A 17712-nucleotide genomic window follows, 5' to 3' on the forward strand; every position below is an offset into this window, starting at 1 on the left:
AGTAATGACCATGCAAAAGCATTTAAAAATATACGCACTCCTCGCCCTGCTCTCCACAACAGGCTGCAAGAAGTTCCTGGAACAGCCGCCCGATAACCGGGCGGTACTGAACACGCCGGAACAGGTGTCTCGCCTCCTCGGCACGGCTTACCCCGGCGCGAGTTACGTCGTGTTTGCCGAACTGTCGTCAGACAATGTGACCGACAGGGGCGGTGGAAGCACGGATAACGAATTTCTCGATCCGTTTACTTTTGCGGACGTCCGCAGCGATCAGCAGGATTCACCCGAATTTTACTGGGACGCCTGCTACACCGCCATCGCTGCGGCCAACGAAGCATTGCAGGTTTGCGAAAAGGCACCGAACCCTTCGGCCTACATGGCCCAGAAAGGCGAAGCGCTCCTGTGCCGCGCCTATGCGCACTTCATGCTGGTGACTTTCTTCTCCGAGATCTACGATCCCGCTACCGCGGCTACCAAAGCCGGTATTCCGTATGTAACCGAACCGGAAAAAGAAGTAGTGAAACAATACGACCGCAAAACGGTGGCGTATGTATATGAAATGATCGAAAAAGACCTGCTGGCAGGTTTGCCGCTGATCGATGAAAAAACATATTCCGTACCCCGCTACCATTTCAACAAAGCGGCCGCCAACGCCTTCGCCGCACGGTTCTATCTCTTTAAGAAGGATTACACCAAAGTAGTGCAACACGCCAATGCCGTTTTTTCTGACGGAACGGTAGTGGATAAGCTGCGGCCCTGGAATTCCCGTTACCTGCAGTTTACCGCGCAGGAAATGATGGTGACCTATGCCAAAGCGACCGAACCTGCCAACCTGCTGTTGTGCGAAACGGCGTCCTGGTACGCACGTGGCATCCGCAGCAGCCGGTATGGTCTGAACCGGAACCTGTTCTCTTATTACTTCAACTTCAACGTGGTAGGGGCAGACTGGTCGTTCCTGAACCAGGCCTACATCGGCAGCGGCGGTACTACCAGCGTCTTTTTCCCGAAAGTGAACGAGTACTTCGTGCGCCAGAGCGTGAACGCGGAAATCGGCTCGGGTTATGTGATGGTACCGCTTTTTACGACGGAGGAAGTGCTCTTCAACCGCGCAGAAGCGAACGCTTATCTCAATAATACGGCCAGTGCGCTGCAAGACCTCAACGCTTACAGCAGCACGCATTTCGACAATTACAATCCGTCGGCCGATGCGCTCACCATGCCGAAAATCAAGAATTATTATGGCAACGTCTCCGACCGCGACGGCATCATCTTAACCGTACTGGATTTCAAACAGGCGGAATTCATGCAGGAAGGCATGCGCTGGTTCGACATCCTCCGGTACCGCATCCCCGTTGTGCACGAAACGATCGACGGTAAAACGTATAGTCTGACCGCCAACGATCCCCGCAGGTTGTTCCAGATACCGCAATCGGCCGGAGAATCGGGCGTTCCGCAAAATCCCCGTTAACCAAATCATTCAATCCCGAACCATTATGCAAATGAAGCATTTAACGATATCGCTGCTGTTGCTCGCCTTGTTCGCCGGTTGCCGTAAAGACGACGACCCGGGCAACGTTGATAACATCCCCGGACTGGGGGGCGACGACTGGGTGAAAGGGCCCGTAGACACCTGGATCATCGACAGCATGACCACGCCCTACAACATGACCGTGAAATACAAATGGGAACAGGGCGAACTGGACCCCACCAAGGCGCTGGTGCCCCCGCACGAAGCCAAGATCATCCCCGTGCTCAGCACCATCCGCCGCGGATGGATCAAGCCGTTCGAAGATGAAATGGGCGCCTTGTTCGTGAAACGATATACGCCCAAGTACTTCGTGCTCGTCGGCAGCTCCCAATATAATATGGACGGCACCATCACCCTCGGTACCGCCGAAGGTGGCCGCACCATCGAACTGTACACCCTGAACGATTTCCGGGTGAACTGGATGCCGGGGTTCGTTCCGGGCGACTCCGCCAATGTGAAACAGATGTTCCACACTATCCAGCACGAATTCGGGCATATCCTGAACCAAACGGTATCCTACTCGCCCGACTACAAGCGCATTACCGTGGGGAAATATACCGCCAACTGGGTGAACTATACGGATAACGAAGCCCGTCGCCGCGGGTTCATCACCGCCTATTCCATGTCTGGCCCCGACGAGGATTTCGTGGAAATCGTAGCCACGATGCTGACGGAAGGCCGTAGCGGCTTCGACCGGCTCGTCAACAACGTGACCGTGGCCGGGGGCGACGGTACCCAGCCCGCAACGGCGCGCGCACTGCTCCGCCAGAAGGAAGCCATGGTAGTGGAATATTACCGCAACAGCTGGGGCGTCAATTTCTATAACCTGCAATCCCGGACCCGCGCGGCACTGGTAGCTTTGATCAAATAAAAAGAAACGTCATGAAGAGAATTTTCTCCTGTATCATACTGGCCGCCGTTACGCTCGCCGCCTGCCGGAAGGAACCGGACCCGGTTTTTTCGGAAACGGCCGACCAGCGCATCAACCGCGTGCTGAACGAATACCAGGCCACTCTCGCCGCCTCGGCCAACGGCTGGAACGGCGAATTGACCACGAAGAACAACGTTACCTACCGGTTCCACTTCAGCTTCGACAACGCCAACCATGTGAAGATGTTCTCCGATTTCGACGGCACGTCATCGTCCGTAAGAAAAGAAAGCAGCTTCCGCCTCAAAGCGTTGCAGCAGCCGTCGCTCCTGTTCGACAGCTATTCCTATATCCACATCCTTTCCGATCCGGCAGATTCGATTTCCGGCGGGCCGGAAGGCGTGGGGCTGAACGGCGATTTCGAGTTTTCGATGGATTCGGTGACGGCAGACGTCATCAAACTGACCGGCCGCCAACAGGGCGCCAAAATGACCCTGCGCAAAGCCTCCGCAGCCGACCTGGACGCCTGGCAATCCGGTAAATGGGCCGGCGGTGCGCGGATCGCGGACCTTTCGAAAAAGATCCTCAATTACTTCAAGCGCCTCACCATCAGCGGCCGGCAATACGAAGTGCGCATCGATCCCAGCTTCCATACCATCACCTTCACCTGGCGCGACGGCGGCGGAAACCCGCAGTCGCACACCACGGAATACAATTATTCCGCAGACGGATTGATCCTCACCGAGCCCCTGCAAGACGGTGCCAATACCATTTCCCGGCTGTCGGGCATGACCTGGAACGGTTCCACGCTCAACCTGAGCGTCAACGGCGCTACGGCAGGCACCATCAATGGTGCCATCGCTCCGCTGGTGATAGACGTTAACGCGGGAAGGCGCTGGTACCAGGCTTCCCAGCAAACCTACTGGCGCGGGACTTCCTTCAACATCAAAGGCGTGTGGGATACCTACGGTTTGTGGAAGCTGGAGAATTTCGCCTTCCTCATCTTCCAATACGGCTCCCAATACGATATTTTCGGTTTCGTTTTCCTCGAATCGGGCGGCCTCGCATTGAATTTCGGGATCGGTACCGATACGCCCAATTTTACCGGTGGGAAAACCGTTTTCCCATTTCTCGGTGAGCTCGGGGATGTGCCGCCCGAAGCCATGGACGCATACGTGAAAACCGCCGTCAAATTCCTCAACCCCGACGGATGGTGGTTCATCCAGACGGGCCCGCACCAGTTCGACATGGTAGACGCAACAGACGCCACTTCGTACATGGTTTGGTATTAAACTTTGAATCGTTTAAAATCACGCAACTATTTTATAACCTAAAATCTGATTTTATGAAAACGAACATGCCCCGCGTTTTATATGTCCCATTACTTTTACTGGCGCTATTTGTGGCCGCATGCGGTAAAGACGGAGATGCTGGCCCCGCAGGCCCTGCTGGTCCTGCCGGCCCGGGTGGCGCCGCTGGCCCGGGTGGCCCCGCCGGCCCGAAAGGCGATCCCGGAACGGCCAACGTCATTTATTCAGACTGGTTGGATGTCGGGTTCCCTGAAATAGATACGAACGTGGTGGCAGTAGGCGACACCATCTTTACTTTCTTTGGTGGCATGAACGCGCCGAAGATCGACGCGGATATGCTTGCCAAAGGCGATATCAAGGTATATATCAACTTCAGGACGGCCGCTAATCCCTTGGTAATGCCTTTGCCTGTGGCGGATTTTGCGTTTTTCGGCATTTTTGTGAACATCACGCCTTTGTTTACCGTAGGAGCGGTTAACCTGGTTTCGAATATCGATGCCGGTACCGGTTTGAACGCGCAGAACGAGAAAGTCTGGCAATACCGGTATATCCTCATCCCCGGTGGCGTTGCGGCGCGGAAAGCAGCTGGTGCGGACGTGGACTGGAACAATTACAAATCCGTGCAGAAGTACCTCAACCTGAAAGACTAACCTTCGCCCGAATACAAATGGAAACGGCTGGTGCGTTGTGCATCAGCCGTTTTTTATTTTTGGTGGGATGGGTGATCAGATAATGCCGTGCAGCACGCCGCCTTTCTTCCCCAGCTCGTCCACTTTCGCTTCCACGGCAGCGTCTTTAATGAGCGGTGGTGCGTGATGCGGCTTGATGCGCGCGTCGATGATAAGCGGGCCGGTGCATCCCCAGTGCTTGTGCCGGATGAAGCTGTTGATGCCGTGCATGTCGTGGGATGGATTGCTCCGCGTGAACGTTACCCACACGAAGTTGTTGATATTCTCCGCCGTAAAGCCCGCATCGTCGCACAGCACGATCAGCGGAAGGCCGTCCAGCTGCCGGTTTTTGAGATGTTCATCGAGCAGGGCGATTTGTTTCGCCGTTTCATGCTCGTCGGTAAAAGCGGGAGCTTCCACCGCCAGCACGCCGGGCAAAGCCATTTTGAACTGTGCGAAAGGGCGCGGCAGTTCGAACCCTGTGGGCAGTTCGCGCCAGAGCTCCCTGCGTTTTTCGCCCGCCGCGGCAATGGCTACCTTGCTGCCGGCATTGAGATCGCTGCCGGTATAATCGAGCGTATCGATAGTGGTGTTGGTATAAAAATGCAGGTCGCGCGCGGGATCGATGCGCTCCAGCATATGCAGGAGGAACTTTTCGATGTCGTGCGTGTGCAGCTGCGGATCGTCTTCCTTCGCGCAAATGAACAGGAACTTGGCCAGGCTCAGCTGATTGCTGCCCAGGATGTGGTTGGCGATGGTAAGGATTTCCTGGGGCTTGCGTTCCTTTAGGTACGGCGTATACCGCTCGCTGCCGATGGCGAACAACAGCGGATGTACGCCCGCCGCGTCTACAGCATGGATTTCATGAACGCCGGGAATCTCTTTCGGAATGGCATTGCCCGTGATCTCGTGGATCAGCGCGCCGAAGCTGGTATCTTCCTGCGGAGGGCGCCCTACTACGGTGAACGACCAAACCGGGTTTTTCCGGTGATATACGCGGCTCACTTTCATGAGCGGGAAAGGATGGGTAAGGCTGTAGTAACCGAGGTGGTCGCCGAAAGGCCCTTCAGGCTTGTTCTCCAGCGGCATCACCGTTCCCGTGATAACAAAGTCCGCGTCGGCCGAAATGCAATAGCCTTCATCGTCGTAGAAATACCGGAAACGGCGGTTTCCCAGCGCGCCGGCGAATGTCATTTCCGACAAACCCTCGGGCAGCGGCATCACGGCGGAAAGGGGTGAGACGGTGGCCCGCCCACGAAAATGCTCACTTTCAGCGGTTGCCCTTTCGCGTTAGCCTTAGCCTGGTGGATCCCGATGCCGCGGTGCAACTGGTAATGCAACCCGATCTCCTTGTCCTGGATATATTCATTCCCGCCCATCTGGATGCGGTACATGCCGAGGTTGGCGCCCATAATGCCGGGCTTGTCGGCGTCTTCGGTATACACTTGCGGCATGGTCACGAAGGGCCCGCCGTCCATCGGCCAGTTCACGATCTGCGGCAATTCGCCGATGGTGGTGCGGCCGAAGTTGATGGGCGCGCGGCTACCGGTTTTCATGGGCAGCGCGGAAAGCGCCGTGGCGGCTACGTTCAGGTATCTGAAAGGATGCTTGATGGCTTTGACGGGGTCTCCCTTGATGTCTACCAGCGTTTTGATTTTTTCCAGCGTGTCGCGGAACATGAACTTCGACCGGTCGAGGGTACCGAACAGGTTGGATACCGCGGGGAATTTGCTGCCTTTGATGTTCTCGAACAGCAATGCCGGCCCCTGGTGCTCATATACCCGCAGGTGGATGGCGGCCATTTCGAGGTAAGGGTCCACTTCCTGTTTGATGCGCACGAGGTGCCCGTGCTTTTCCAGGTCCGTAATACAGTCTTGTAAACTTTTATATCCCATGGGTAATTGCCGGTAATGTTGAATCCCGCCAAAATTAAACAAGTTTGGGGAGAATCGGGCCGGCGGTCAGGACAGGGCAGGACAGTTCTGACGGCGAAATTCCTTTTCATTGTTGGGATTTTCCCCGGGGCATGCCTACTTTTGAAAGAAGCTCGTTGCCCGGAACGAACGTTATGAAGAAAATCCCGTCGAACATCGATCAGCCATAAATCAGAAAACCATGTTGAGAAAGAACGCGTCCCGATGCGGGCGATTTTTTGTGGGGATCATGCTGATGGTCGCGCAAATGGCGGTGGCGCAGGTCAAAACGGCCGACCTCCGCATACGCGATCCATTCGTGTTCCCGGATCCGGCAGACAGTACGTATTATCTCTACGCCAACGAAAACCCGCGCATCGCGGTCTACAAAAGCCGGGACCTCGAAAATTGGGAAAAAGCCGGTATCGCCTTTGAACCGCCGGCCGGATTTTGGGGAACGAAAGATTTTTGGGCGCCGGATGTCTACAAATACCGCGGCAAATTTTACATGCTCGCCACTTTTAGCGCACCGGGCCGCAAGCGCGGCACTTCCATCCTCGTCGGCGATCATCCCGCAGGGCCTTTCGCACCGCTGAAAAACGGCCCGGCCACGCCGGATTCCAATATGTGCCTCGACGGCATCATCTATACCGGAAAAGACGGGAAGCCCTGGCTGGTTTGGTGTTGGGAGTGGCTGGAAGTGGGAGACGGGCGCATCATGGCGCAACGCCTTTCCCGCGACCTGAATTCCGCCGTTGGTAAGCCTATTGAGTTGGCCAGGGCTGGAGATGCGCCATGGACGGGGCCGGTAGGAGGTGAAGGGAAGAGGGGCATCGTGACGGACGGGCCTTTCTTCCACCGGATGCAAAACGGAGAAATGATCATGATCTGGAGCAGCTTCACCAAAGCGGGGAAATATGCGATCGGCGTTGCCCGCTCTGAGAGCGGCGAGCTGAAAGGCCCGTGGAAACACGATCCCGAACCGCTGAATACCGACGACGGCGGCCATGCCATGCTGTTCCGCGATTTCAGCGGTCAGTTGCGCATTTCCTTTCATGCTCCCAACGGCGCGCCGCATACGCGCGTCCGGATCCATAAAGTGACGGAAGAAAACGGAAAACTGAAAATCATACAATAGCCCATGCAATCGAAATGGATGTTCCTGGCGCTGATGCTGTGCGCCCAAATCACGTTCGCGCAATCTGCCGCGGTTTCGGCCGTGGAACTGAGTTGCGAATACCGAAGCAATCCCCTCGGCATAGACGCGCCCGCTCCCCGGCTGAGCTGGATGATCGGAGGGAACGGCCGCGATCTCCGGCAGTCGGCTTATGAAATCATCGTCAGCTCAAATATGCAGGGAAATGGCGATGCATGGCGCTCCGGCAAAATCAATTCCACCGAAAACATCCATATCCCCTACGCAGGCACGCCTTTGCGGAGCTTCACGCGGTATTGGTGGAAAGTAAGGGTGTTCGATGACAAGGGCCGCGCATCCGCCTGGAGTCAGCCAGCCTGGTTCGAAACGGCGGCGATGCGGCCGGAAGACTGGTCGGCCAGCTGGATCGGCGACGGCAGCGGCGTTCCCGAAAAGCCACAGGATTTTTACGCCGAAGATCCCATGCCGCTGTTGAGAAAGCAATTCACCGCATCCGGGAAAATCGTTTCAGCCCGGTTGTACATCACGGGCCTTGGCTATTATGAAGCCTACGTCAACGGAAAAAAAGTAGGCGACCAGGTGCTCGATCCGGGATGGACGACCTACAACAAAAGAATCCTCTATGCCGTGCACGACGTTACGCCGATGTTACAGTCCGGCGAAAACGCCATGGGCATCATGCTGGGCAACGGATGGTACAATCCGCTGCCACTGCGGATGTGGGGCTCCCGGAACTGGAGAGATTTTTTACAGACCGGCCGCCCCATCGCCAATGCGATGCTCCGCATCACCTACGCGAACGGTAAAACCGAGACCATCGGCACCGACGGCTCCTGGAAAACCGCGCCCGGGCCTGTTGTCCGCAACAACGTGTACCTCGGGGAGCAGTACGATGCGCGCCGCGAAATCAGGAACTGGGCAGCGTTGCAGCCCGCGGGAACCTGGAAGGACGCAGTGCCGGCAGCCGGGCCGCAAGGCAGGATGGAAGCCCAGGGGCAGCCGCCCATCCGCATCACGAAAACATTGAAGCCCGTCCGCATAAAAGAAGTGAAGCCCGGCGTTTTTCTCGCAGATATGGGACAGAATTTCGCCGGCGCCGTGCGCCTGCGCGTGCAGGGGCCCGCGGGGAAGGAGATCGTATTGCGGTATGGAGAAGATACTTTGAAAGATGGACAACTGAACGTAATGACGGCAGTTGCCGGCCAGATCAAAGGTGGGAACGGCGGCCCCGGGGCGCCGCACATCGCCTGGCAGGAAGACAGCTATATATTAAAAGGCGGCGGCCTCGAAACCTGGCACCCGCGGTTTACCTTCCACGGTTTCAGGTACGTGGAAATTTCCGGATGGCCGGGGAAACCGGGGACAGGGGATATCGACGGACTTCGGATGAGCGCCGACCTCCCGGCTACAGGCAGTTTCAGCTCGTCCAACAAAATGCTGGACCGGCTGGATGAAGTGATCCGGTGGACGTTCCTCAGCAATGTATTCAGCATTCAATCCGATTGCCCCGCGCGGGAAAAACTCGCGTATTCCGGCGATATCCTTTGCAGTGCGGGTTCGTTCATGCATCATTTCGGGATGCCCGCTTTTTATGTCAAAACCATCCGTGACCATATCGACGCGCAGCGGCCGATGGGCGGCATTCCGGAAACCGCGCCCTATGTCGGCATCGCAGACGCAGGCCCCGGCGACGGTTCCGGCCCGATGGGCTGGCAGGCCGGTTTCCCGTTCCTCATCAAAAGAATGTACGAGCATTACGGCGATAAAGGGATCGTGGAAGAAAGCTATCCGGCGATGAAAAAGCAGCTCGAATTCCTCCGGAAACGCGCCACCGGGAACCTTTTCGAGAAGGAAGACCTTGGCGATCATGAAGGGCTCGACGACCGGGAGGTGCCTCTTACCGCATCCATTTTCTACTATCTGACCGCCAAAATGATGGCGGATTTCGCCGCAGTGCTCAACAAAACGGAAGATGCCGCCGATTACGCCAAACTCCGCGACGATATCCGCTTGGCCATCCAGTCGAAATTCTTCAATTCCGCTACCGGGGAATTCCGGAAAGGAACGCAAACAGCCCAGTCAATGGCGCTATGGGCGGGCATTCCGCAGGGCGATGATGATGGAAAAACACAACAGGCGCTGTTGCGGGCCATCGAGAACAAGGATTCCCATCTTTCCACCGGCATCTTCGGTACCAAGATGATGTTCGACGTGCTGCGGGAGCGGAATTTGAACGATGTGGCCTACAAAATCGCCGACCAGCGTACATTCCCGGGGTGGGGACATATGATCGAAAACGGCGCTACCACGCTGTGGGAAACCTGGAAATATTCAGACAATACCTATTCCCAAAACCATCCGATGTTCGGCTCTATCGGCGAATGGTTTTACCGTTCGCTGTTGGGGATCAATGCCGCGGCGCCCGGTTTCAGGAAGATCATCATCAAGCCGCAACCCGCCGGGAACCTGACTTTCGCGAAGGGGCATATCCAAAGCATGTACGGAAAGATCGCCAGTGAGTGGAACATCAGGAACGGTGTATATACCCTCAAAACCACGATCCCCGGCAACACAACGGCTGAAGTATACATCCCGCAGCAATTCGGAACGGTGGTGAAGGAAAGCGGAAAGCCACTGCAACCGGCACGAACGGAAAACGGGTACGCCGTATTCACGACGGGTTCGGGGAATTATGTTTTCACGGTTTCGAAATAATAATCACAAAAAGTTGGCGTATGCGCAAGTTGGCTTTGGGGCTAATGCTGTTGACCGGCACCGTTTCCGCGCAGGAAACGATTTTGCTCTATGGCGGAAAAGTGCCCGGAATGCTGCCGGCCGCCGCTGCTGCGAAAGAGAACGTGCGTACCGATAAAACGGTGGGACTGCTCGTGTCCAACATCACCCAACCGTCGCTGGAGGTATTTGCCCCTGAAAAAGGGAACGCCAACGGCACGGCGGTTATTATTTGTCCGGGTGGCGGATATGGCGTGCTGCTCCTTGGCCGCGAAGGCCGCGATGTGGCCAGGGCTTTTGTGCAGGCGGGTGTCACGGCTTTCGTGCTCAAATACCGGTTGCCCAGCGCCCAACTCATCGCGGAGCCCGCGCAGGCGCCATTGCAGGACGCGCAGGAAGCCATTCGTATCGTTCGGTCGAAGGCGGCGGATTGGAAGTTAGATACCACCAGGATTGGGATCATGGGTTTTTCCGCCGGTGGACATTTAGCGGCCACGGCAGGTACGCATTTCAAGGGGAATGCGGGAAATGTTCGCCCGGATTTCATGTTGCTCGTGAACCCTGTCATCAGTTTCACGGATAGTATCGGCCATGCCGGATCGCGGCGGAATTTGCTCGGCGATGCACCGGGAAATGCTTTGGTAGAAAGCTTTTCGAATGAATTACAGGTGGATGGGCGCACCCCGCCCGCGTTTCTCGTACATGCGGGCGACGATTCCGTGGTCGGTGAGCAGAACAGTATCCAGTTTTACCTGGCGCTCCGGGCGCACAAAATCCCGGCATCGCTGCATATTTATCAGAAAGGGGAACATGGGTTCCTGAAGGAGCCGTCGTTCGACGAATGGTTCGGCCGTTGCCTGTTCTGGATGCGGCAGGCGGGTTGGTTACATTGAAAATTTCTTCCTCCCTTTTTCGGTGAGATAGGGCCAGAAAAGGCCCGCGAAAACCTGCCGGTAAGCCCTGGCGGCCTCTTTGCCTTTGAGCCGGGCGGTGAGCTCGTTGTGGGAAAGCCAGTAATCTCCTGCAAGAAATATCTGGGTGACGAGCGTTTGCAGGATTTGAGGGGGCACATCTTTCCGGAAGATGCCCTTTTCCTGCCAGGCCCTGAAAAACGATAAAAACTCCTTTTCCCTCCGTTTCACCAGTTCCGTGTATTGTTTCTTGACGGAAGGCACGCGCAGCCCGATTTCCGGGAAGTGCAGGAAGATAAAGCGATACTTGAAAACCACCGGGAACGTATGCTCCGCGAAATCCAGCAAAGCTTCCGGCCGGGCGTTTTCGATCCGCTCCATCTCCAGTACCAGCGCGTCCATTTGTGCGGAAAGCGCCTCGTAGAGGGCCACGATGATATCGTCCGTATGCCGGAAATGATAATGCAGGTTGCCCGGACTGATGCCCATTTCGGCGGCGATGTGCCTGCTGGTGACGCTTTGTATCCCTTGTTCGTTATACAGCGCCAATGCTGTTTCGAGGATCCTGGATTTGGTGTCCATACCCAAATATAAGCCGCTATTCCGAAAAACTGATTTTAATTAGGTCTTTTGTTCTAATTGATTAGTACATTTGTTCTAAATCGATATGTATGGAACAGGACGGTTTACAGCAAAAGCAGCATGAAAATTGGTTCCAGGGCATCCGGGCGATGTTCCTGCCCCTGAAGCCGGGCGACGGGCCGGTGGTCAGGACCCTGAAAGACAGTGCATTTTACCTCTTCGGCACCCTGGCGCTGATCATCAGCGTATCGTTGGCGGGGGTGATTTTAATGGTGGTCTGACATGCGGTTGCTGATCGGTTGCGCCACGGTATGGGCGTTTATCCACTTTTTCCGCGGCATCGGGCATCCCTTGCCCTTTCTCAATAGCTACCTGACCGATTTCCTGGCTGTTCCTGCCATGGCGCATCTGGCGTTGCTCATCATCCGGCGCGCCGTGGCCCGCGATCCGGGTTTCGTGTTTCCTTTCGGCTGGGTGCTTTTCGTGGCGGCGTATGTGTCTTTAGTGATGGAGGTGTTCGCGCCGGCATTTTCGCCGCGGTATACGGGAGATTGGGGCGATGTGGTGGCTTATTTCGCGGGAGGGGTTTGCTACCAGTTGTGGATGAAAAGGAAAGCCGTTTTTGCCGGAAATAAAGGGGAGCCGGTATAAGCCGGCTCCCGGTGAGATCGTATCGATATCTGTCAAACGTATTAATGTTCTTCCACGAAATCGAGATCGCGGTGATGGGTTTCGTCGATCGTAAAGATGGAATAAAACCCGATCGCGAAGCAGACGGCGCCCACGATGGCCGCGGCGTTCACTTCATGCACCAGCGGTTTGAGGAATCCGTAGGATAAGGTCATCGCCACAACGGTGCCCCGCACCATGTTGGGAATGGTGGTAGCGGCCGTGGCGCGTATATTGGTACCGAACTGTTCTGCCCCGATGGTCACGAACATCGCCCAATACCCGATCCCGAAACCCAGCCACAGCGTAGCAAAGTAGAGCATGGCGGCGGTATTGATACCGGCGTAGAGGAAAATCACGCTTCCCGCGAAAGTAAATCCCATCAACAGCATCACCGCTTTCCGCCGCGATTGCATCCGGTAGCTGATGTAGCCGCTGAGCAGGTCGCCGCCCGCGAGGCCTACGTAACACCACATCACGGCCAGCCCCGGTTTCACTTCTTCCACGATGCCCAGGGCTTTTCCGAATTCATTGCTGAAGGTCGAAAGTATGCCGATCACGTACCAGGTGGGCAACCCGATCCCGATGCATTTCAGGTAGCGGACCAGTCTGTCTTTCCGCGTGAAGAACGACAGGAAGCTCCCTTTCCGCACGCCCGTCATATCTTTCATGTTCACATACAAACCGGATTCGAACACCCCGATGCGCAGGAGCAATAACATCGCCCCGAGCGCGCCGCCTGCGAAATACGCGTTCCGCCAGCTGAACAGCTCCACGGTAAAGTAGGCCGCCACTGCGCCAAGTAATCCCACACCCGCTACGAGCGAGGCACCCAGCGCCCGCAGATGTTTCGGCAGGCTTTCGGATACGAGCGTGATCCCCGCCCCGAGCTCCCCGGCCAAGCCCACACCGGCAATGAACCGGAGGATTTTGTATTGCGGCACGTCCTGCACAAAACCGCAGGCGAAATTGGCCAGCGAATAAGTGATGATCGACCCGAAAAGCACCGACAGCCGGCCTTTCCGGTCGCCGAGCACACCCCAGAGAATGCCTCCGAGCAGCAGTCCGGTCATCTGCCAGTTGAGGATGGAAGCGCCTTCTCCGGAAATGGCGGCTTCGCTCAGCCCCAGGTCGCGCAGGCTCGGGATGCGCACAATGCCGAACAGCAGCAGGTCGTATATGTCCACGAAATATCCCAGCGCCGCTACGATCACGGGTGCGGAAAACAGTGCGCGAAGGGCAGGTTTTTCTGTTTGCATGGTTTGCGTCATTTTATTCATATTTCATCCACACGGTGGCGGTACAGTCTTTGTCGGCTACAGCCCTTATCCAGTGCGCATTGTAACCTTCCGGGAATTCGTGGCGCACGGTTTGGCCGGCGGGAACGCGGATGTTTTTGTAAGTATGCCAGCCGGTAAGATCGGTATTCACCTGCAGCGTGATCTGCACGGTTTTGTCGGATTGAAGGGTCACCGATTTTTTGTCGTACCCCGTCATGAGGAACGGCAGGGAAGGATCGTTCGCCTTTACCGCCGTGTTTTTCCACATGCCGCCTTCGCCTACGGGCTTGCCGAGTTTCCAGAGGTCGTCGATGGCGCCGAACCACAATCCTCCGGCGGGCCCATGGGTATCGAAGTAATGCCCGTCGGGCGATGCGCCGCCGCGGGTGCCGCTGATCACCAGCAATCCGCGCCAGGTGCAGTAATCCGCGATCTTTCTTTTGTGGGTGGAAACGGGACGGATGGATGCGAACCCTGACTCCCGGCCGATTTCATAAAACGTTCCATGCGCGTTCAGCATGTATCTTTCCGATTCCAGTTCCCTCGCGCCGCGGGGCCAGCCGAACGCCATCGGCTGATCGTACCGCGCGGAGGTTTTCGGCAGGCGGAACGTTCCGGTTTTGTCGGTCACGATCACGGAGGCATCATCCACTTCAAAATCCCTTTCCAACGCGAGTATCTTTTCCATCTGAGCCGAACTATCCCCCACGGAAGCCACGTTCTGCAAGGTTTCCCCGATTTCCGCATACCGCTTTTTCCCACCTTCGATGTTCAATACCTGGAGGTTTTTGTTCCCCGCCGAAGGCCGGATCAACTGTGCGCCGGAAGCACCGTTTTCTTCGATGCCCGCCAGCGAAGCGAAAATGGGATCGGCCTGCTGGTGCAATTGGCCGCCGTAATGGAAGAAAGCCGTAGCCACGCAGTTCTTATCTGCCCGGATGCGGACCCAGCTGGCGTTGAAGCCGTCCGGGAAAATGAAGAAAGCATACCCGTTTTTGCCGGTCGTTATCTTTTTATAGGTCGTCCATTCGTTGGTCCCTTTCCCGTCGGTTTCAATGGTAAAAACCACCGGCGATCCGTTCCCATGGCTGAGGTGCAGCACTTTCTTCCCCGTTCCGGAAGCGAGATAGGGATCGGAGGGAACGCCGGCTTTCACGGAATCGCCCATCCAGGGGCCGCCCCAGCCGGAGGCGGGGCCCCAGGTTTTCAAATCTTCAGGCGTGCCGAACCAGAGGTTGGACTGCGACCGCCCGGCGTAGGGGTTTTCGAGGATCGTGGTTTCGTCTGTCGAAAGCACCAGTTGCCCGTTCCATTCGCAGAAGTCCGGAATGTAGCGCAGGTGGCTGCCGATGGGTGTGATGCCGCCGCTATTGGCCCTGGTGAAGGTTTTGGGGAAGTCGTAGAACATGCCGTGCATATCCATGAGCATTTTGCCGTTCCCGATCTCGCGGATGCGCGGCCATTCGGTGTACCAGCCGCCCCAATGGTCGTAGGTGCGGGCGGCTTTGGGCAAACGGTAGGTGTACCATTGCCCGTTGTCGAGGAGTTTGAGGATGACGGAACGCTTGTCCCACCCGATGCTCCAGGCCGGCGCTTTATCGTCGGGCGAACCGTAAATGCCGCCGGGGCCGGTGATGTCGGTGAATTGCTTCCGCTCCACGATCGTCCATTTCTTCCCGTCCCATTCTGCCAGCACGCCTTTCTCGTCGTCGTTTTTCGGTGCGCTGCCGGTTTGCAGATCGGCCGCTTTGATGTCGAAAACCTTGTGCTCGCCGTTGTTGGCGATGATGAAGCGGCCCTGCGCGGTGTAGGCGCCTTTGCCATGCCATCCGGGAACGGGCTTGTGGAAGAGTTTATTCACGGCCAGGGTGTGCACATTCGCTTCATACACCATCCCTTCCATGTCGTAGAAATATACGCTGTTGGCGGGATCGGTGAGGTGGCGCGCCGTGGCCGTCATGCGGCCGGGCATGGTCGAAAGCGGGACCACGCGCACTTTTCCCTTGTTGTCGATAAAATACGAACCGGTGATCAGTTGGTTGGATTCGCGGTGGATGAGCCGGTTGGCCGGTGTGCCGCCCACGCTTTCCGGATGGGTGGTGAGCCGGAGGTCTTTGCTGATGCTGTACAGCTTGTCCGAACTGCCGTTGGGACAATGCGGGGAATAGGTCACCATCCATAACTGGCCCGCCCAGGGCGTGATGGCGCCTATGCCACCTTCTGCGCCGTCGCCCTTGCAGGGGTAACCGCCGCCTTCGTTGAAGACGGTGAGGTGGGGGTACACGCCGCTGATCTGCAGCGGTTTCCCCCCGCCGTTATCCGATTGGGCCGCCGCTGTGTTGCTGAGCCCCGCGGCGAGGACTGTCATCATACAAACTGTTGATATCTTCATGTGTCTCATATTCACTTTTATCAGTAATGCTCGTTCTGGGTGATGGCCGGGTTCACGCGTCTTTCTACGGCAGGTATCGGCCAGAGGTATTGCTTCGATTTATCGAATTTCCTTTCCACCAGTATTTTCACGTCTGCCCCAAAAGAAGAATAGTCGGCGATGCCGTCGTTATCCAGCGGGGTGACGCCGGGGAAGGGCCATTTGGCGCGGTTTTGATTGGCGGGGTCGGGGAGGCCGATCACCGGCCTGGTCAGGACTTTTTCCGCCAGCCGCCAGCGGATGAGGTCCATGTAGCGGAGGCCTTCCTTCGCCAGCTCCACCCTTCTTTCCCTGCGCACGATTTTTTTCAGTTCGGCAAGATCGGCGGTGGTAACGGAAGGATAGTTCGCTATATCGGTAACGGCTACACTGTAAGCCCGTGCCCTCACGCGGTTGAGCGCCTCGCGGACGGATGCATCGCCTTCGCCGAGCTCGATTTTGGCTTCTGCATAGGTCAGCAGTATTTCGGCGAAACGGATAATGATGGCGTCGTTATCTTCCACCAGCCTGTCTGCCCAGGTCTGATCGATCCCTTTTTCCAGAGAAAGCCAGTGTAGCTGGCAAAGGGGCGTACGGCGCGGTTGTCGAAATTGGGGACCATGCCGCCGGTTTTGAAATTGCGGGTTGTAAGCGAATCCGGGTGCGGCTGATAGGAGAACCCGAGCCAGGGCGTCCCGAATTCGACGATGGTCATCGTAAGCCGGGGATCGCGGTTTTGGAAAGGATGTTGCGGATCGTAGGACGCCGATTCGTCGATGGGTTTGCCGTCCGTACATTCGTAAGCGTCCACGATGTCGCGGGTGGGGAGCCATGCGCCGAAGCCGCCGGCATTCCGGCAGATATAATCCTGTACGAACCCCGCGCCGTTGAACACTTGCTGCTTTTCGTCGCGGGGAATGCTGAGGATGATCTCCTTGCTGGTTTCCCCGGCTTTCAGGAAAAGCTGGTCGTATTTCTCTTCCAGCTTGTACACACCGGTATTGGCGAGTTGCATCACCTTGTCTGCCGCGGTTTTCGCTTCCGCCCATTTCCCTGCGTACAATGCCGTACGGGCTTTGATGGCCAGCGCGGCGCCCTTCGTCAGGCGTTTCACTTCGCCTGCTCCGTATGTGGCGGGCAGATTGTCTGCCGCCCAATCCAGCTCTGCGAACACGAAATCGAGCACGGTACTTTGCGAAGTGCGCGTAATGCCGCCGGATTCCTCCAACGTCAGCGGCTTCGTGATGAACGGAACATCGCCGAACCTGGCGATGAGGCGTGCGTATTGATAAGCCCGGATGAGGCGCATCTCGGCTTCGAGTCGCGTCATTACCGCAGCGGGCGTGGTGGCGGCGGCGCGCTGCATATTCGCCAGGTAAGAATTGGCCCGGGCGATAGCCTTGTAGGCATTCAGCCAGTACGTTTGCACGCTGGCGTCTTCCGCGTTCATGGTACCGCCGATTACGGCATTGGTCAGTTGCGCGCGGTGCCAGTCGTTGTCGGTAAACAGCTCATTGTCGTTCCCCCAGAACGGCAGCCGGTACAGGTCGTTCACGGCCAGTTCCAGCTCGGTCTGGTTGGAATAGAACCCGCCGGTAGAGGGTTCCGACGGTGGTGTAAGGTCCAGTTTGGCGCAGGAAGCGAGCCCCGCGGCCAGGCATATGATGGATAATGTCTTTTTCAC

Annotated in this window: 16 protein-coding genes; 9 read left to right on the forward strand and 7 right to left on the reverse strand. The window is 56.8% G+C overall.

The window, feature by feature from the left end:
* Positions 1–10 precede the first annotated feature (10 nt).
* Genes WJU22_RS10020 through WJU22_RS10035 form a run of 4 tightly spaced genes read left to right on the forward strand, consistent with a single transcriptional unit; the run spans position 11 to position 4356 of the window.
* A complete protein-coding gene (locus tag WJU22_RS10020; RefSeq protein ID WP_341843100.1) occupies positions 11–1468 on the forward strand; it encodes a RagB/SusD family nutrient uptake outer membrane protein in 1458 nt (485 codons plus the stop codon).
* Positions 1469–1499: 31 nt separating this feature from the next.
* Positions 1500–2399 (forward strand): putative zinc-binding metallopeptidase, encoded by a 900-nt coding sequence (locus tag WJU22_RS10025; protein ID WP_341843101.1) that lies wholly within the window; start codon positions 1500–1502, stop codon positions 2397–2399.
* Positions 2400–2410: 11 nt separating this feature from the next.
* Positions 2411–3688: a DUF4302 domain-containing protein gene (locus WJU22_RS10030; protein WP_341843102.1), complete on the forward strand. Its 1278-nt coding sequence runs from the start codon at positions 2411–2413 to the stop codon at positions 3686–3688.
* A 53-nt stretch (positions 3689–3741) separates the two neighbouring features.
* Positions 3742–4356, forward strand: a complete 615-nt coding sequence (locus WJU22_RS10035; protein WP_341843103.1) for a hypothetical protein — start codon at positions 3742–3744, stop codon at positions 4354–4356.
* A gap of 75 nt (positions 4357–4431) precedes the next feature.
* Here WJU22_RS10035 and WJU22_RS10040 read toward each other — a convergent pair whose 3' ends face one another.
* A complete protein-coding gene (locus WJU22_RS10040; RefSeq protein WP_425165455.1) occupies positions 4432–5595 on the reverse strand; it encodes a UbiD family decarboxylase in 1164 nt (387 codons plus the stop codon).
* Positions 5595–6269 carry a UbiD family decarboxylase gene (locus WJU22_RS10045; protein WP_425165449.1) on the reverse strand — a complete coding sequence of 225 codons (675 nt, stop codon included), beginning with the start codon at positions 6267–6269 and terminating at the stop codon, positions 5595–5597. Before WJU22_RS10045 ends, WJU22_RS10040 begins: the two co-directional genes overlap by 1 nt.
* 220 nt (positions 6270–6489) lie before the next feature.
* Between WJU22_RS10045 and WJU22_RS10050 the strand changes: the two genes are divergently transcribed.
* Genes WJU22_RS10050 through WJU22_RS10060 form a run of 3 tightly spaced genes read left to right on the forward strand, consistent with a single transcriptional unit; the run spans position 6490 to position 11069 of the window.
* Positions 6490–7425, forward strand: a complete 936-nt coding sequence (locus WJU22_RS10050) for a glycoside hydrolase family 43 protein (RefSeq protein WP_341843104.1) — start codon at positions 6490–6492, stop codon at positions 7423–7425.
* Positions 7426–7428: 3 nt separating this feature from the next.
* On the forward strand, positions 7429–10158 hold the full coding sequence (locus WJU22_RS10055) for a family 78 glycoside hydrolase catalytic domain (protein WP_341843105.1): 2730 nt from the start codon (positions 7429–7431) through the stop codon (positions 10156–10158).
* Positions 10159–10178: 20 nt separating this feature from the next.
* A complete protein-coding gene (locus tag WJU22_RS10060) occupies positions 10179–11069 on the forward strand; it encodes an alpha/beta hydrolase (protein WP_341843106.1) in 891 nt (296 codons plus the stop codon).
* Here WJU22_RS10060 and WJU22_RS10065 read toward each other — a convergent pair.
* Positions 11061–11669, reverse strand: a complete 609-nt coding sequence (locus WJU22_RS10065) for a TetR/AcrR family transcriptional regulator (protein WP_341843107.1) — start codon at positions 11667–11669, stop codon at positions 11061–11063. The two genes, WJU22_RS10060 and WJU22_RS10065, sit on opposite strands and share 9 nt — an antisense overlap.
* Positions 11670–11758: 89 nt before the next feature.
* Between WJU22_RS10065 and WJU22_RS10070 the strand changes: the two genes are divergently transcribed.
* Entirely contained in the window at positions 11759–11950 is a 192-nt protein-coding gene (locus tag WJU22_RS10070; protein WP_341843108.1) for a hypothetical protein, read from the forward strand.
* A gap of 1 nt (position 11951) precedes the next feature.
* A complete protein-coding gene (locus WJU22_RS10075) occupies positions 11952–12320 on the forward strand; it encodes a hypothetical protein (protein WP_341843109.1) in 369 nt (122 codons plus the stop codon).
* Between the two features lie 41 nt (positions 12321–12361).
* Here the strand turns inward: WJU22_RS10075 and WJU22_RS10080 are convergent, their stop codons facing one another.
* Genes WJU22_RS10080 through WJU22_RS10095 form a run of 4 tightly spaced genes read right to left on the reverse strand, consistent with a single transcriptional unit; the run spans position 12362 to position 17712 of the window.
* Entirely contained in the window at positions 12362–13597 is a 1236-nt protein-coding gene (locus WJU22_RS10080) for an MFS transporter (RefSeq protein WP_341843110.1), read from the reverse strand.
* A 13-nt stretch (positions 13598–13610) separates the two neighbouring features.
* Positions 13611–15989, reverse strand: coding sequence for a hypothetical protein (locus WJU22_RS10085; protein WP_341843111.1), 2379 nt, complete (start codon positions 15987–15989; stop codon positions 13611–13613).
* A 41-nt stretch (positions 15990–16030) separates the two neighbouring features.
* Positions 16031–16552 (reverse strand): RagB/SusD family nutrient uptake outer membrane protein, encoded by a 522-nt coding sequence (locus tag WJU22_RS10090; RefSeq protein WP_341843112.1) that lies wholly within the window; start codon positions 16550–16552, stop codon positions 16031–16033.
* Complete coding sequence (locus WJU22_RS10095) at positions 16504–17712, reverse strand: RagB/SusD family nutrient uptake outer membrane protein (protein ID WP_341843113.1); 1209 nt, start codon at positions 17710–17712, stop codon at positions 16504–16506. Before WJU22_RS10095 ends, WJU22_RS10090 begins: the two co-directional genes overlap by 49 nt.

This window comes from Chitinophaga caseinilytica (assembly GCF_038396765.1).
GTDB lineage: Bacteria > Bacteroidota > Bacteroidia > Chitinophagales > Chitinophagaceae > Chitinophaga > Chitinophaga caseinilytica.

Bases quoted from the DNA above. Each gene is read 5' to 3' on its own strand.
- WJU22_RS10040 (WP_425165455.1), bottom strand. From the start codon at position 5,595: ATGCCGCTGCCCGAGGGTTTGTCGGAAATGACATTCGCCGGCGCGCTG.
- WJU22_RS10025 (WP_341843101.1), top strand. From the start codon at position 1,500: ATGAAGCATTTAACGATATCGCTGCTGTTGCTCGCCTTGTTCGCCGGT.
- WJU22_RS10050 (WP_341843104.1), top strand. From the start codon at position 6,490: ATGTTGAGAAAGAACGCGTCCCGATGCGGGCGATTTTTTGTGGGGATC.
- WJU22_RS10020 (WP_341843100.1), top strand. From the start codon at position 11: ATGCAAAAGCATTTAAAAATATACGCACTCCTCGCCCTGCTCTCCACA.
- WJU22_RS10075 (WP_341843109.1), top strand. From the start codon at position 11,952: ATGCGGTTGCTGATCGGTTGCGCCACGGTATGGGCGTTTATCCACTTT.
- WJU22_RS10065 (WP_341843107.1), bottom strand. From the start codon at position 11,669: ATGGACACCAAATCCAGGATCCTCGAAACAGCATTGGCGCTGTATAAC.
- WJU22_RS10035 (WP_341843103.1), top strand. From the start codon at position 3,742: ATGAAAACGAACATGCCCCGCGTTTTATATGTCCCATTACTTTTACTG.
- WJU22_RS10080 (WP_341843110.1), bottom strand. From the start codon at position 13,597: ATGCAAACAGAAAAACCTGCCCTTCGCGCACTGTTTTCCGCACCCGTG.
- WJU22_RS10085 (WP_341843111.1), bottom strand. From the start codon at position 15,989: ATGATGACAGTCCTCGCCGCGGGGCTCAGCAACACAGCGGCGGCCCAA.
- WJU22_RS10055 (WP_341843105.1), top strand. From the start codon at position 7,429: ATGCAATCGAAATGGATGTTCCTGGCGCTGATGCTGTGCGCCCAAATC.
- WJU22_RS10030 (WP_341843102.1), top strand. From the start codon at position 2,411: ATGAAGAGAATTTTCTCCTGTATCATACTGGCCGCCGTTACGCTCGCC.
- WJU22_RS10070 (WP_341843108.1), top strand. From the start codon at position 11,759: ATGGAACAGGACGGTTTACAGCAAAAGCAGCATGAAAATTGGTTCCAG.
- WJU22_RS10060 (WP_341843106.1), top strand. From the start codon at position 10,179: ATGCGCAAGTTGGCTTTGGGGCTAATGCTGTTGACCGGCACCGTTTCC.
- WJU22_RS10045 (WP_425165449.1), bottom strand. From the start codon at position 6,269: ATGGGATATAAAAGTTTACAAGACTGTATTACGGACCTGGAAAAGCAC.